Source organism: Aeromonas sp. EU05-FHT14A05 (assembly GCF_058791175.1).
Genome location: NZ_JBYTDH010000002.1, coordinates 222,982 through 237,340 on the forward strand (window position 1 = coordinate 222,982; position 14,359 = coordinate 237,340).

Here is a 14,359-nt window from a genome sequence, read left to right on the forward strand (position 1 = left end):
CATCTCAGCCACAAAGGTTAACTTTGAAAGATCTGAAAAATTACATGACAGAAATCAGCCGAAAAACAAAACAACTGGCCACCCTCTGCTTTTCCCTGTTTCTAATCAGACTCGGATTTCGCGCCTTTGTCTATGACCTGTTTTATCACAATCCGAATGATCCCTACGGTATATCGGATTTAATTGAACTGGCGTTAGCCCTCATGTATCTGCTAAGTCTGGGTCTCTGCATACTGCATGCCGTGTGGATATTGCTCCGGCACTGGGATCAAGGTGCCTTGGGAGCCTCAGCCCTGCTCGCCCTCTGCGCCATCCAGTGGCACAGCTATGACTATCTTCATCACTTGGCCGCCAGTCTCAGCATCCCCTAGGCCCCCTTCTCCACACCCGCCATCCCATCAATATCAGCATCACTACAGCCCCCGGCAACCAAGCCCAGTAGAGCCCTAAGAGGATCACTGCCTCACCTCGGGCGGTGAGATAGGCCTCCAGCTTGAAGGGGGCGACCCGGATCACCTGCCAGGGGGCGAAGAAAAGTTCGTCACGCCACGGCCAGAACCAGCAACCCCCTTGCCGCCGGTGGTGAGCGCATCGAGCAGGCGGTGGGGGAGCAGAGAGACCAGACGGTGGCGGAATGCTGGGAGTATTCCTATGGACAGGCAGACTCGTCTCCACCCATGGCTCAAAGCGCTTGCCATGGGTATCCATCTTACGCATCATTCACAATTTATAGAGTCATACGAAAACGGGATGGTTATGAAAAAAGGGTTATTCCTGCTTTTAATGCTGTTGCAAGCACATGTTTTAGCCGAAGGCCCCCCCCTGAAAGCCAAAGACTCGCTCGATTTTGTCCCCAAGGGATATGTTGTCTTTGAGAAAATCGAGGGGGACTTAAACAAGGATGGCCAGAGTGATATGGTCATCGTCATCAAAGGCACTGACAAGCGCAATGTCATTATTGACGAATACCGTGGTGAGCTGGATCGTAATCGGCGAGGTCTTATCATCGCGTTCAATACGGGGGAACACTATGAGCTGGCGCTCGATAACCCAAGCTGTTTCTCCTCAGAAAATGAAGATGGTGGTGTCTATTTTGCCCCTGAGCTTTGGGTCTCCGTAGAAAAAGGAATCTTGCAGATCCACTATGGCTATGGACGTTATGGTTACTGGTCTTACAAATTCAGATATCAGAACGCCGGTTTCGAATTGATTGGCTACGACATGAGCGAGAACCGCGGTCCCCTCGTCGAGCGGGTGACGAGCATCAACTTCTCGACCAAGAAAATATTAATAAAGGAGAACATCAATCAGGATGCACAAGAAGATGGTGACGAGATCTTCAAAGAAACCTGGAAACGATTCACCTTGCCAGCACCGTTTACCCTAAAAATGGTTGCTGACTTTGATGATTTTTACTACGACAAACTGTACAAAATAATTTCCTAGATACCATTTAGGGTATCTGGATGAAAAGACTACATATATAAAAAACGGTAAATCCAAGCAAAGGTAGCGTATACCCAAGGCTTTGTGAGAATTTGTATATACAAGGAACAGTAATGAATACAAATCAATTTGAGATGAGAATCCACAATCAACAGATTGCTTGGATTGCTCCTATAATAGAACAATGGGGACTACTCCACAAAGAATTCACTGAACAGAAGCAGTATAATGACTGTCTCTACTGGTATAATGAACGGGCTAATGTAAGCGCCTTTTCAGGAGCTGTTTGGAGAAGTGGCGGAATTGCCTTGGAAGAGTACTCCAGCCAAAAAGGTAACATAGATAACACGGTTAACGGCCGTGTTGATCTGTATTTTTCAAAGCAAGCTAATATCGCTATTGCTGAAGCAAAGATGGAATGGCTTTATTTTGGTAAACGAGCTAAATCAGACCTAGATGAAAAAATGAACTCGGTGGTGGGAAAGGCAAAGGATGATATAGAACATAGCCTAGGCCCCAGCGCCTATCACCTCGGCATAGGACTTTCCTTTATCGCTCCATATTGGCGAAAAAAATATGATGGTTCACAAGATATGCAGGCACTTAGGGCGTTGATAAGGTCATACGACTGTGCCTTCTATGCAATATTTGAATCCAGTCGTGATGTTATCAGTAGTAAAGGCAATGTTTGCAATGCAATAGTTCTTATTGGCACCATGCATGTAAAGCCAGAAGACATTGTATAGATATATAAACACTGTTATTTCTTAAGGTTTGGTCGCATGGCCTGCCCACAAAAATGTGGCTTCCCACCTCGCTCTATAACCAAATGTCATCATATAAAATGAAAAGGGAATTCTTGTGAGCTCTGAATATATTGAGGTAAGCAAACAGTTTTTTGTTGGGTGGGGAACATTGATGTTAATCAATGCTGTCCTCGCCCAAGGGAAGAACCGTAGCGGTTTAGTCTGGCTTTTCATTTCATTATTCTTAGGTCCTTTTACAACCTTGATATTGGCTTTGGTACCGAAGCTACCTGAAAATCAGTAAAAACATGGCAACCCCCATCTTTCGGAGCCGGTTATAGCCGCTGCCAGGGCAGCCACTGTAGCCGGACCTTGTCCACCCCCATTGGACGCAACCCAGCCTTGAGCCCATGGCGGGCATTGCCTACAATGACCCACTTTTTATCAAACTCAGGTCTATAAAATGAGCGACAACAAACCTGCACTGCCCGACCGTCTGGCGGCCAACCCGCGCAGCCCGCACCATGTGGCTGAGTGCTTCCAACACGAGATCGGCATTCGCGTGAACGGCAAGGAGCGCACCAATGTCGAGGAGTACTGCATCAGCGAAGGTTGGGTGAAAATCCCCTCCCCCAAGGCCAAGGATCGCTACGGCAACCCCATGCTGATCACCGTCAAGGGCACCGTCGAGGCTTTCTACGCCTAAGCGGCCCTGACCGCGCGCCTCGCTGGGCCCGCCGCCATGCTGTTCAGAACACCGGCCTTGCGCCGGTGTTCTGCTTTTGAGGGCGGCCCAGGGTTACAGGCGGCCTCTCTTCCTTTGTTCTCTTTTACCTTCCTGTTTCTTCCTTTCCCTCCCTTTCTTTCGCCTTTTCCCTTTCTCCAGTGCCCTGATCCGGCTGGCGAGCCGCCTTTTGCATCCCGGCAGGGCGGCGATCTTGTCATCCCTGCCGGTTTACCCAGGCCATCGCCGCTCACCCTCGGGAGCGCGACTTGCCGCCCTGCCAGCGTTGCAGCGCGGCCCCCGCCAGCACCAGCAGGATGCCGAGCAGATCGCTCGCGGCCAGCCGTCCGGCCAGGGCATCGAGCAGTGCGCCCCCCGCCAGCTGGCCCGTGACGATGAGCAGGGCGCAGGCCAGGGCGCCGACCCGGCCTATCGCCCAACTGCTGATGGCGACGAACAGCGCCCCCAGCACGCCGCCGAGCAGCAGCCAGGGATCGAGCCCGACGAGCCGCTCCCATGGCGCCCCTTTGAGGATGAACAGGGCGCCGAGCAGCCCGAAGCCGAGCAGGTGGTTGGCCAGCGACGCCGTCATGGCGCCCCGGGCGCTCGCGAGGCGGCCATTGAGGGTGCGCGACAGGCTCACCGCCACGCCGTTCAGCAGTCCCAGCAGGATCAGAAGGGTCATGGTGTGTCTCCTAGCCGAGTACGATGAGCAGGGCGCCGGCCAGCACCAGCAAGGCGGCGAGCCCGTCCTTCCCCGAGGGGCGGCGGCGGGCCAGCCCGAGCCAGCCGAGGCCATCGCACAGGGCACCAAACAGCAGCTGACCGAGCAGCAGCAGGGCCAGGGTGCCCGCCATGCCGAGGGGGGAGTTGAGGCACAGGGCTGCCAGCACCACGGTGAGCGCCCCCGGCAGGCCGCCGAGCCAGGCCCAGGGCGGGGCCGCCTCCGGCGTCGGGGGCCTTGGGGAGAGCCACCACAGGAGCCCGGCCACCAGGCTGCCGACCCCGTGGGCCAGCCAGCTCCCGAACCAGGGGTCGGTGGCGCGGGCCAGGGCGCCGTTCTGGGCGATCATCAGCGCCAGCAGCAGGCCGGCGGCGAAGGCGGCCAGGGCGCCTATGCTCTGGCCGAGTGTCTGGCCGAGGGCGGGGCGGCCAGGGCCGTGGTCAACAAGCGGGGGGATCATGGGGTTGCTCCTTGGTTGAACTGACGAGCAGGGTAAATTGTTTTTGATTTGGGGATAATCTACGCTTATGGAACAACATTGTTTCCATATCGAGAACAGCATGAACCAGGAAGCCTTCGCCCTGCTCCCGGCCTTCGTCGCCGTGGTGGAGTCAGGCAGTTTCTCCGGCGCCGCCCGCCAGCTCGGCCTCAGCAAGTCGGTGCTGAGCAAGAAGGTGAGCCAGCTCGAGCAGGCCCTCGGCTGCCAGCTCCTCTATCGCACCACCCGCTCCCTCACCCTCACCGAGGCGGGGGAGCGCTACTTCGAGACGGTGCGCCATGCGGTGCGCCTGGCCAGCGACGGGGAAGATGCCATCGGCGCCCTGCAATCGGCTCCCCGCGGCCTGCTGCGGGTGACTGTGCCCATGGTCTATGGCCGGCGCCACATCGCCCCCCTTGTCCCCGAGTTTCTCGCCCTCCACCCCGAGGTGCAGTTGCAGCTCGAGATGAGCGATGCCCGGCAGGATCTGGTGGCCGAGGGGTTCGACGTGGCGGTGCGCATCGGCGAGCTGGAGGATTCGAGCCTGGTCGCTCGCCGCCTCGCCCCCTGTCTCAGCACATTGTGCGCCGCCCCTGCCTACCTGGCGCAGGCCGGCACGCCCCGCACCCCGGCCGATCTCGAGCGCCACAACTGCCTCTTCTACTCCCTGTTTCGCGGCGGCACCCAGTGGCGGCTGCACGGGCCCGAGGGGGAGGTAGCCATCACCCCCAGGGGCAATTTCGAGGTCAACAACAGCGACGCCATCCACACCGCGCTGCTGGCGGGGCTCGGCATCGGCAACATGCCGGACTTCATCGTGGCGCGGGATCTCGCCGCCGGCCGGCTGGTGCCCGTGCTGCCGGACCATGCCCTGCCCGAGCACGGCATCTGGTGCGTCTATCCCAGGCGCCGCCACCTGCCCGCCAAGGTGGAGGCCTGGCTCGCCTTCCTGCAGGAGCGGCTGGGGCTGCGCTGAGGGGCGCCATCGGGATAACTGGAAGGGTTCACGTTTTTTTCATCGGGAAGGGAGTAGAGTAGGCAGCAAACCAAGCATCTGTTTTTATTGGAAAAGCATTCAGGGGACGAGCCACGGCATCGCGCCCCTCACCCCAGGGGGAGCCCCATGATGAAGAAAACCGCGATTGCCCTGACCCTCACCAGCCTGCTGACGCTGCCGCTCTTTGTCTCATCCGATGCCTGGGCCGCCCCGGTGCGCTCCCTGCAAAAGGAGCAGAATTACGAGCAGTACATCAGCAAGCGCCAGGTGGTGGACCAGCTGCTGGCGGACGCCGCCCGCATCTTCCACTCCCCCGCCCGGGTCTCGGATGCGGGCTTCACCGCCAAGATGCCGAGCAACATGGAGCAGGTGACCACCCTGCTGCTGGAGGCACACCAGCTCGAGCCCTATCGCACCGATCTGCTCATCTCGGCGGCCAACGCCCAGATCTACAACGGCAACGTGGACAGGGCCATCGCCCTGTTCGAGCAGGCCCTCACCGCCGCGCCGGACGATCTGGATATCAACACCTATCTCGCCACCTGGCTGCGCTTCAAGGGCGATCAGGCCAAGTCCGATGGCTACCTCAAGCGGGTCGGCGAGCTCAACGCCGGTCGCGCCGCCGACTTGCAGCGGCTGTTCGCCACCGTGGACAGGGTGATCGCCACCCCCCTCAAGGAGCGTCAGGGACGGGGCGAGAAGAAGGGGCGCCGCGCCATCGTCACCCTGGGCTATGCCCTCAATCCCGATGGCTCCATGCACGAGATCCTGCTGGGGCGCCTCGAGACCACCCGCGCCCTGGCCCAGGCCGATCCGGCGGCCCTCGTCATCCTCACCGGCGGCGTGCCCCAGAACCGCCAGACCGAGGGCAAGCTGATGGCGGACTGGCTGGCGAAGAAGGGCATCGATCGCTCCCGCATCATCGAGGAGAACTACGCCACCAGCACGGTGGAGAACGCCCTCTACAGCGGCTATGCCCTCGCCCGCCACGAGATTGAATACGCCACCCTGGTGAGCTCGGCGAGCCACGTGCGCCGGGGCCAGACCCTGCTGGAAATCGCCTGCTGGCAGAGCGGCCCGGCCAATATCCGCATCGACAGCGTCGCCTACCCGGACAAGCCCCTCTCCGCCCTGGCCAAGGCAAGCCCCGAGGAGCTGCTCGGCATCTACCGCGACGCCCTGCGCACCTATGGCCTGTGGAGCTACCGCTCGGCCCCGCTGGTAGAGCGCTGATCCCCCGGCCCCGCCACCCTGGCGGGGCCCAAGCCTCTCTCCTCCCCCTGCTAGTCACTGCGGCCCCTCTGCCCTCCCTGCTGACCTGCCCCTGCACGCACTTTACGGCACCTGGGATCTGGCGCTGTGCCCCTTGCGCCAGCCATTCGATAGACGGCGGGCGAGCAAGCTATTCACCTCCTGGCATATCTCAAACAGATCATTGATTTACCGTTCTTTTTCTAAGAACCAAACGACATGAGAGCACCCTTCTCGTTCCTTCGCACTCGGGGATGTTCAGATAAAGATGTGGCTTCCAACCCCCTGAACAAGGAAGTGCATCATGACAGCAAAAGGCATCTCTCTGTGGCTCGCAGCCTCCATGCTGCTCGGCCAGTCCGCCCAGGCCCTCGAGGTCACCGTGGCCTACCAGACCTCGGCCGAGCCCGCCAAGGTGGCCCAGGCCGACAACACCTTCGCCAGGGAGAGCGGCGCCACCGTGGATTGGCGCAAGTTTGACAGTGGCGCCAGCGTGGTACGGGCGCTCGCCTCCGGCGATGTGCAGATAGGCAACATCGGCTCCAGCCCCCTGGCGGTGGCGGCGAGCCAGAACCTGCCCATCGAGGTGTTCCTGCTCGCCTCCAAGCTCGGGGAGTCCGAGGCCCTGGTGGTGAAACAGGGGCTCACCGGGCCAGAGGATCTGGCGGGCAAGCGCATCGCCGTGCCCTATACCTCCACCACCCACTACAGCCTGCTGGCGGCCCTCAAGCACTGGAACGTCGACCCCGCGACGCTGCAGATAGTGAACCTGCAACCACCGGCCATCATCGCCGCCTGGCAGCGGGGCGACATCGACGGCGCCTATGTCTGGGCCCCCGCCCTCAACCAGCTCACCAGGGAGGGCAAGGTGCTGACCGACTCCGCCCAGGTGGGTGACTGGGGGGCGCCGACCCTGGATGTCTGGGTGGTGCGCAAGGACTTTGCCAAGGCCCATCCCGAAGTAGTGCAGGCCTTCGTGAACAGCACCCTGGCCGCCCAGCAGGCCTACCTCGCCAACCCGGACGGCTGGCTGGCCCAGCCCGAGCATCTTGGCAAGCTCGCGGCCCTGAGCGGCGTTCCCGAGGCGGACGTCCCCGCCCTGGTGAAGGGCAATACCTATCTCGATGCGAAGGCCCAGAGCGCCGAGCTGGGCAGCCTGGTCAACCAGACCATCATCGACACCGCCCGCTTCCTCGAGAGCCAGGGCAAGGTGCCAAACGCCGCCTCGGATTACCGCCAGTTCGTGACCGATCGCTTCGTGAAAGCCGTGGCCCAGTAAAACGGAGGAGACGACCATGCTGCAGCTCTCTCATGTGTCCGCCGAGTACGCCGGCAGGCGAGTGCTCGACAACATCAGCCTCTCCCTGCCCGAGGGGGAGCTGATGGTGGTGCTGGGGCCCTCGGGCTCGGGCAAGACGACCCTCCTCAACCTGGTGGCGGGCTTCGAGCCCTGCCACCACGGCCAGATAAGTCTCGAGGGAAAACAGGTCACCGGCCCCGGCGCCGAGCGCGGCGTGGTGTTCCAGAGCGAGGGGCTGCTGCCCTGGCGCAACGTGCTGGACAACGTGATCCTCGGCCTGCAACTGGCGGGGGTGCCCAGGGCCGAGCGCACCGAACAGGCCCAGGCACTGCTGCGTCAGGTGGGGCTGGAAGGCGCCGGCGATCGCGCCATCTGGCAGCTCTCCGGCGGCCAGCGCCAGCGGGTCGGCATCGCCCGGGCCCTGGCCACCCGGCCCCGCCTGCTCCTGCTGGACGAGCCCTTCGGCGCCCTGGACGCCTTCACCCGGGAGCAGATGCAGACCCTGCTGCTGCGCCTGTGGCACGAGCATCGGCGCCAGGTGCTGCTCATCACCCACGACATCGAGGAGGCCATCTTCATGGCCACCGAGCTGGTGCTGCTCTCCTCCTCCCCCGGACGGGTGATGGAGCGGCTGACCCTGGAGTTCGGTCGCCGCTTCGCCGCCGGGGAACCCTGCCGCAGCATCAAGTCCGACCCGGCCTTCATCGAGCGTCGTGAATACGTGCTGGGACGGGTGTTCGCAGAGCGGGAGGCCTTCCCATGACCCTCGCCCTCGCCCGGCAGCGGGATGTCACCCACGCACGCGCAGCGGGCTGGCCCCTGCCCCGCCGTCTGACCCTGAGCCTAGCCACCCTGCTCGTCCTGCTGGCCCTGTGGTGGCTGGTAGCGCACCTTGGCTGGGTCGACCCTCTATTCCTGCCGCCCCCGCAGCAGGTGCTGGCACAGCTCATCACCATCGCCGGGCCCCAGGGCTTTATGGACGCCACCCTGTGGCAGCACCTGGGGGCGAGCCTGGGCCGCATCCTGGTGGCCCTGGTCGCCGCGGCTTTCTTTGGCATCACGGTGGGCATCGCCATGGGGCTGAGCCCCACGGTGCGCGGCGTGCTGGACCCCCTCATCGAGCTCTACCGCCCGGTGCCGCCGCTGGCCTACCTGCCCCTGATGGTGATCTGGTTTGGCATAGGCGAGACCTCCAAGGTGCTGCTCATCTATCTGGCCATCTTCGCCCCCGTGGCCCTGGCGACCCTGGCGGGGGTGCAGAGCGCCAACACGGTGCGAGTACGGGCGGCCCAGGCGCTGGGAGCATCCCGGCCCCAGGTGCTCTGGCACGTGATCCTGCCAGGCGCCCTGCCGGACATCCTGACCGGGCTGCGCATCGGGCTCGGGGTAGGCTGGTCCACCCTGGTGGCGGCCGAGCTTATCGCCGCCACCCGGGGGGTGGGCTTCATGGTGCAATCCGCCAGCGAGTTCCTCGCCACCGACGTGGTGTTGGCAGGCATTCTGGTGATCGCCCTGATCGCCTTCCTATTGGAACTGGGCTTGCGCGCCCTGCAGCGCAGGCTGACCCCCTGGCACGGAGAAGGACAATGAACCACAAGCTGACCGCTCCCATGGTGATCCTTCACATCGCCTTCGTACTGGAACTGGGCTTGCGCGCCCTGCAGCGCAGGCTGACCCCCTGGCATGGAGAAGGACAATGAACCACAAGCTGACCGCTAGCCTTCACATCGCCTTCGTATTGGAACCGGGCCTGCACGCCCCCTGGCATGGAGCAAGACAATGACCGACAAGCTGACCATCAGCCCCCTGGGCCCCCATATCGGCGCCGAGATCGCCGGGGTCAATCTGGCCGAGCCCCTGACCCAGGGGCAGTTCGAGCAGATCCATCGCGCCCTGCTCAAATACCAGGTGCTGTTCTTTCGCAGCCAGCCCATCACCCCGCGAGCGCAGCGGGCGCTGGCGAACCGCTTCGGGGATCTGCATATCCACCCCGTCTACCCCCACACGGAGGAGGCCGAGGAGATCATCGTGCTCGATACCCACGACGACAATCCGCCGGACAACGACAACTGGCACACCGACGTGACCTTTATCGAGACGCCCCCGGCGCTGGCCATTCTGGCCGCCAAGCAGCTGCCTCCCACCGGGGGGGACACCCTCTGGGCCAGCGGCATAGCGGCGCTGGCAGCCCTCTCCCCACCCCTGCAAACCCTGCTGGCGGGGCTGGAAGCCGAGCACGACTTCACCAAGTCCTTCCCGGCCCACCGCCACGACGGCAGCGAGGAGGAGCGACAGCGCTGGCAGGCGGCCGTGGCCCGTCACCCTCCCCTGCGCCACCCGGTGATCCGCACCCATCCGGTGAGCGGCCGGCAGGCACTGTTCGTCAACGAGGGGTTCACCACCCGCTTGCCTGGGCTGCCCCCCAAGGAGAGCGAGGCACTGCTCGGCTTTCTGTTCGAGCACATCCGCCGCCCCGAGTTTCAGGTGCGCTGGCGCTGGCAGGAGAACGACATGGCCATCTGGGACAACAGGGTGACCCAGCACTATGCCAATGCCGACTACCTGCCGGCACGCCGGGTGATGCACAGGGCCACCATACTCGGGGACAAGCCATTCTGGCGCCCGAGCTGACTTGCGCGACTTCGCCTCGCCCAATGAAAAAGCCCGCCAAATGGCGGGCTTTTTGTACCGGCGGCGGACCCTCAGCCCTTGAGCTCCAGCCTCCAGCCACAATGGTGAAGCCCCAAGATCAGGCTGAATGGCGTGCTTGGGCGTCGCTGACGGCCCTCAGCCCTTGAGCTCCAGCACAGTGGTGAAGCCCCCGAAGATCATGCGGGCCCCATCGAAGGGCATGGTCTGGTGCATGGGGCTGGCCGGATCCATCCTGGGATCCTTCATCATCTTGGTCATGGCCTCGTCCCGCACCGCCTTGCTCGGCCACTCCACCCAGGAGAAGACCACGGCTTCGTCCTCCTTGGCCGCCACCGCGCGGTAGAAGTCGGTCTGCTTGCCGTGGGGCACGTCATCCCCCCAGCACTCCAGCACCCGGGTGGCGCCATACTCGAGAAAGATGGGGTCAAACAGCCCCGCATGATCGATCAGGGCCTGCTTGTTGACCGTGGGCACGGCGATCACGAATCCGTCTACATATGACATGAGAGGTTCCTCCTGTGGTTGAGGATCTCAGCATAGCAGCCGTGCCCCTGGCCGCCCTCGGGGCCCGGTCACCCTCAGAGAGAGACCAGCCGCTCCAGATCGCTGCGGGTCAGGCGCTTGCTGTCCACTTTCACGTAGAGGGAGTGCTCCTCGCGCACCAGCAGCACGTCGCTCACCCCGTCGCAGGCGCGGATCCGCTGCTCCAGCGCCGGGGTGGCCTCGACCCCCTCCGGCAACACGATGCGCAGGCTGCTGACGTAGGGAGGCTCGGCCATGGTGAGGCTCACCCCGAGCCAGAGCAGGGCCAGCACGGCGCAGCCGCCAAACACCAGGGGGCCGCCCCCCAGGCTGTAGAGCAGGCCCCCCAGGCTGCCGCCGATGGCGACCCCGAGGAACTGGCTGGTGGAGTAGACCCCCATGGCGGTGCCCTTGTAGCCGGGCGGGGACTCCTTGCTGATAAGGGATGGCAGCAGGGCCTCCATCACGTTGAAGCCGATGAAGAAGAGCTGCAGCCCGGCGAGCAGGCCCCAGAGCTGCAGGCCGCTCTGCCAGAGCACCAGCTCGGCGGCCAACATCACCCCCACGCACCCGATGAAGACCCGCTTCATCTGGCGGTGCTTCTCGGCATAGATGATGAAGGGCACCACACTCACGAAGGCGACCAGCATGGTGACCAGGTAGGCCTGCCACTGGTGCTCCCGAGCCAGGCCCGCTTGTTCGAGCAGAGGCGGCAGCGCCACGAAGCTCGACATCAGCAGGGTGTGAACGCAGAGGATACCGAGGTTGAGCTTGAGCAGGCGCGGGTTGGTGAGCACGGTGCGAAAACCGCCGCGCACCATGGCGGACTCGCGATTCTGCAGGTGGGCCGCCGGGGTCGGCACCACCCAGATCACCATGGCGATGGCCGCCAGCGCCAGCAGGGCGATGAGCCAGAACAGACCGGATAGTCCCACCGCCTGGGTGATCAAGGGGCCTGTCACCATGGCGATGGCGAAGGTGATGCCAAAACTCACCCCGATGAAGGCCATGGCCTTGGTGCGATTCTGCTCCCGGGTGAGATCCGACAGGAGCGCCATGACGGCGGCGGAGATGGCGCCGCTCCCCTGCAGGGCGCGCCCGACGACAACTCCCCAGATGGAGTCGCTCAGGGCGGCGATGACGCTGCCCAGCGCAAACATCAGCAGGCCGCCGACGATGAGGGGCTTGCGGCCGATGCGATCGGAGAGCAGGCCGAAGGGGATCTGGAACAGCGCCTGGGTCATGCCGTAGATGCCGATGGCCAGACCGATGAGCGCCTCCGAGGCGCCCGCCAGGGACATGCCGTAGGTGGTCAGCACCGGCAGGACCATGAACATGCCGAGCATGCGCAGCGAGAAGACGGAGCCGAGCGCCCAGGTCGCACGGCGCTCGCCCCTCGTCATGGTGAAATCATTCATGATGGCCTCGATAGGTCAGGGAGAGGAGACAGAAAGGGGCGGATGACAAGGCACGCCACACCCGAAAAAACCGACAAGGTGCCCCGTGGGGCGGGCCTCATAATAACAGAGCCGGGAAGGTTCCCGGCTCTGGATTTCATGCATTTAGGGGTGCAGTTCACACTATCAGGGCAGCATGCTCACCAATACAGGCGCGGCGTCCGGCTGGAAGTCCACCGACATCATCACGCTCAAACAGGTGATGGTGACGATGGAAAACATGAACAGCTTGCGGGCCCAGAGGGAGTCATCCACCGCCGCCTTGTAACCGGACAGCGCCATCCCCAACCACCAGACGCTCACCGCGGTGGCCACCACCAGATACTTGTAACCGGCGTAGCCGCCGAGGAACAGCATCAGGGTCGGCACCATGAACGCCAGTATGTAGAGGGTGATGTGGAGCTTGGCCACCGGGATCCCCTTCACCACCGGCAACACCGGGATGTTGGCGGCCTGGTAATCCTTGAAGCGGAAGATGGCAATCGCATAGGAGTGCGGCATCTGCCACAGGCTGAAGATCGCCAGCAGGATAAGCGCCCCCGAGTCGAACTGGCCGCTCACCGCGCAGTAGCCGATGACGGGTGGCGCGGCGCCGGAGAGGCTGCCGACCAGGGTGCCATAGACCGAATGACGCTTCATGTAGAGGCTGTAGACCCCCACATAGACCAGGAAGCCCAGCACCGCCAGCAAGGCGGCCAACGGATTGGCCGCGAAGTAGAGCAGTGCAATGCCCGCAACGCCCAGGGCCGTCGCATACCAGAGCGACACACCGGGGGCGATCAGCCCCCTCACCAGGGCGCGGTTCTTGGTGCGCTCCATGATGCAGTCGATGTCCCGGTCGATGTAGTTGTTGAACACGCAACCGGAGGCCACCACCAGTGACACCCCCACCATGGTCAGGATGAACAGGGGCACATCCAGGCTCCCCTTCGAGGCCAGCAGGAAGCCGCCGATAACCGAGATGAGGTTACCGAAGATGATGCCCGGCTTGGTCACTTGCAGGTATTGCTTCATCATCACATCAACCCGCTCAGTGAACCATCATGTTGATGTTGAGGTTGTACATGATCCACAGGGAACCCACGACCACGATGGCGATGATGAGCACGGTAAAGACCAGTGCCACCAGGTTCCAGCGCTCCTCGGAGGAGGTGTTCATGTGCAGGAAGTAGATCAGGTGCACGAAGATCTGCACCACCGCCATGCCGACCACGGTGCCGAGCACCATGGCATGGGACGCGGAGCCGTCCATCACCATCCAGAACGGGATTGCGGTCAGGATGAGTGACAGCACGAAGCCTGTCATGTAGGACTTGATGCTGCCGTGGCTGGCGCCGTGATTGTCAACGGAATGAGTGCTCATTTACATGACCCCCTTCAGATAGGTTCTGACACTGTCGTGGCTGGCACAGTCAATATTGTCAACGGAATGACTCATTTACATGACCCCCATCAGATAGACCACGGTGAAGACGCAGATCCACACCACGTCCAGGAAGTGCCAGAACAGGCTCAGGCACATCAGGCGCGTGCGGTTGCGCTCGGTCAGCCCCTTCTTGCTGATCAGTACCATCATCACGATGATCCAGATAAGGCCGCTGGTCACGTGGATACCGTGGGTACCGACCAGGGTGAAGAAGGCGGAGAGGAAGCCGCTGCGATCCGGGCCCGCATCATTGACGATCAGATGATGGAACTCGTAGATCTCCATGGCGATGAAGCCGGCGCCAAGAATGAAGGTGACCAGCAGCCAGGTGTTGACCGCGGAGACCTTGTTCTTGTTCATGGCCAGCATGCCGAACCCGAAGGTGATGGAGCTCAGCAGCAGCAGCATGGTTTCGGCGAACACGAACGGCAGTTCGAAGATGTCCTTGCCGGTGGGGCCGCCGGCGGTGCCGTTGACCAGGACCGCATAGGTCGCGAACAGGGTCGCGAACAGGATGCAGTCACTCATCAGGTAGATCCAGAAGCCGAATACCTTGGTGGCACCGGCATCATGGTGCCCATCCTCATGGGCACCGTGAGAGTGATGTAGAACGTCAGTCGCCATGGAGTTAAGCCA

At 62.3% G+C, this 14,359-nt stretch carries 17 protein-coding genes and 1 pseudogene; 10 read left to right on the forward strand and 8 right to left on the reverse strand.

What is annotated here, in order from left to right; all coding sequences use genetic code 11:
* Nucleotides 1–44: 44 nt before the first annotated feature.
* Nucleotides 45–371: a hypothetical protein gene (locus AC3WR3_RS04285; protein ID WP_492291257.1), complete on the forward strand. Its 327-nt coding sequence runs from the start codon at nt 45–47 to the stop codon at nt 369–371.
* Here AC3WR3_RS04285 and AC3WR3_RS04290 read toward each other — a convergent pair.
* A pseudogene (locus AC3WR3_RS04290) lies at nt 358–623 on the reverse strand (metal-dependent hydrolase); the annotation flags it as partial. The gene AC3WR3_RS04285 and the pseudogene AC3WR3_RS04290 overlap by 14 nt on opposite strands.
* Nucleotides 624–651: 28 nt before the next feature.
* On the opposite strand from AC3WR3_RS04290, the gene AC3WR3_RS04295 reads away from it, so the two are divergent.
* From AC3WR3_RS04295 to AC3WR3_RS04305, 3 genes are all read left to right on the forward strand, one after another.
* The gene (locus AC3WR3_RS04295; protein ID WP_492291258.1) at nt 652–1,446 is read left to right on the forward strand and encodes a hypothetical protein; all 795 of its coding nucleotides are present in this window, start codon (nt 652–654) and stop codon (nt 1,444–1,446) included.
* A gap of 113 nt (nt 1,447–1,559) precedes the next feature.
* Nucleotides 1,560–2,192 (forward strand): hypothetical protein, encoded by a 633-nt coding sequence (locus tag AC3WR3_RS04300; RefSeq protein ID WP_492291259.1) that lies wholly within the window; start codon nt 1,560–1,562, stop codon nt 2,190–2,192.
* Nucleotides 2,193–2,655: 463 nt separating this feature from the next.
* Complete coding sequence (locus AC3WR3_RS04305; protein WP_005302916.1) at nt 2,656–2,898, forward strand: DUF3297 family protein; 243 nt, start codon at nt 2,656–2,658, stop codon at nt 2,896–2,898.
* Between the two features lie 268 nt (nt 2,899–3,166).
* Here AC3WR3_RS04305 and AC3WR3_RS04310 read toward each other — a convergent pair whose 3' ends face one another.
* Together AC3WR3_RS04310 and AC3WR3_RS04315 are read right to left on the reverse strand one after the other, a co-directional pair.
* Nucleotides 3,167–3,601 (reverse strand): DMT family transporter, encoded by a 435-nt coding sequence (locus AC3WR3_RS04310; RefSeq protein WP_492291260.1) that lies wholly within the window; start codon nt 3,599–3,601, stop codon nt 3,167–3,169.
* Between the two features lie 10 nt (nt 3,602–3,611).
* Nucleotides 3,612–4,100, reverse strand: coding sequence for a DMT family transporter (locus AC3WR3_RS04315; protein WP_492291261.1), 489 nt, complete (start codon nt 4,098–4,100; stop codon nt 3,612–3,614).
* Between the two features lie 67 nt (nt 4,101–4,167).
* Between AC3WR3_RS04315 and AC3WR3_RS04320 the strand changes: the two genes are divergently transcribed.
* From AC3WR3_RS04320 to tauD, 6 genes are all read left to right on the forward strand, one after another.
* Complete coding sequence (locus tag AC3WR3_RS04320; RefSeq protein WP_492291262.1) at nt 4,168–5,094, forward strand: LysR family transcriptional regulator; 927 nt, start codon at nt 4,168–4,170, stop codon at nt 5,092–5,094.
* Nucleotides 5,095–5,244: 150 nt separating this feature from the next.
* Nucleotides 5,245–6,348 carry an ElyC/SanA/YdcF family protein gene (locus AC3WR3_RS04325; RefSeq protein ID WP_492291363.1) on the forward strand — a complete coding sequence of 368 codons (1,104 nt, stop codon included), beginning with the start codon at nt 5,245–5,247 and terminating at the stop codon, nt 6,346–6,348.
* A 322-nt stretch (nt 6,349–6,670) separates the two neighbouring features.
* Nucleotides 6,671–7,645: a taurine ABC transporter substrate-binding protein gene (gene tauA / locus AC3WR3_RS04330; protein ID WP_492291263.1), complete on the forward strand. Its 975-nt coding sequence runs from the start codon at nt 6,671–6,673 to the stop codon at nt 7,643–7,645.
* A 16-nt stretch (nt 7,646–7,661) separates the two neighbouring features.
* Nucleotides 7,662–8,429 (forward strand): taurine ABC transporter ATP-binding subunit, encoded by a 768-nt coding sequence (gene tauB, locus AC3WR3_RS04335; protein ID WP_139436404.1) that lies wholly within the window; start codon nt 7,662–7,664, stop codon nt 8,427–8,429.
* The gene (gene tauC / locus AC3WR3_RS04340) at nt 8,426–9,256 is read left to right on the forward strand and encodes a taurine ABC transporter permease TauC (protein ID WP_492291264.1); all 831 of its coding nucleotides are present in this window, start codon (nt 8,426–8,428) and stop codon (nt 9,254–9,256) included. The genes tauB and tauC overlap by 4 nt, the downstream gene beginning before the upstream one ends.
* Before the next feature lie 189 nt (nt 9,257–9,445).
* Nucleotides 9,446–10,297, forward strand: a complete 852-nt coding sequence (gene tauD / locus AC3WR3_RS04345) for a taurine dioxygenase (protein ID WP_492291265.1) — start codon at nt 9,446–9,448, stop codon at nt 10,295–10,297.
* Nucleotides 10,298–10,453: 156 nt separating this feature from the next.
* Here the strand turns inward: tauD and AC3WR3_RS04350 are convergent, their stop codons facing one another.
* From AC3WR3_RS04350 to AC3WR3_RS04370, 5 genes are all read right to left on the reverse strand, one after another.
* Complete coding sequence (locus AC3WR3_RS04350; protein WP_043133720.1) at nt 10,454–10,822, reverse strand: DUF1428 domain-containing protein; 369 nt, start codon at nt 10,820–10,822, stop codon at nt 10,454–10,456.
* A gap of 74 nt (nt 10,823–10,896) precedes the next feature.
* Entirely contained in the window at nt 10,897–12,258 is a 1,362-nt protein-coding gene (locus tag AC3WR3_RS04355; RefSeq protein ID WP_492291266.1) for an MFS transporter, read from the reverse strand.
* Between the two features lie 165 nt (nt 12,259–12,423).
* A complete protein-coding gene (gene cyoE / locus AC3WR3_RS04360) occupies nt 12,424–13,317 on the reverse strand; it encodes a heme o synthase (protein WP_010673685.1) in 894 nt (297 codons plus the stop codon).
* Between the two features lie 10 nt (nt 13,318–13,327).
* Nucleotides 13,328–13,660: a cytochrome o ubiquinol oxidase subunit IV gene (locus AC3WR3_RS04365; RefSeq protein ID WP_492291267.1), complete on the reverse strand. Its 333-nt coding sequence runs from the start codon at nt 13,658–13,660 to the stop codon at nt 13,328–13,330.
* Between the two features lie 75 nt (nt 13,661–13,735).
* Entirely contained in the window at nt 13,736–14,347 is a 612-nt protein-coding gene (locus AC3WR3_RS04370) for a cytochrome o ubiquinol oxidase subunit III (protein WP_025327640.1), read from the reverse strand.
* Between the last annotated feature and the right edge of the window lie 12 nt (nt 14,348–14,359).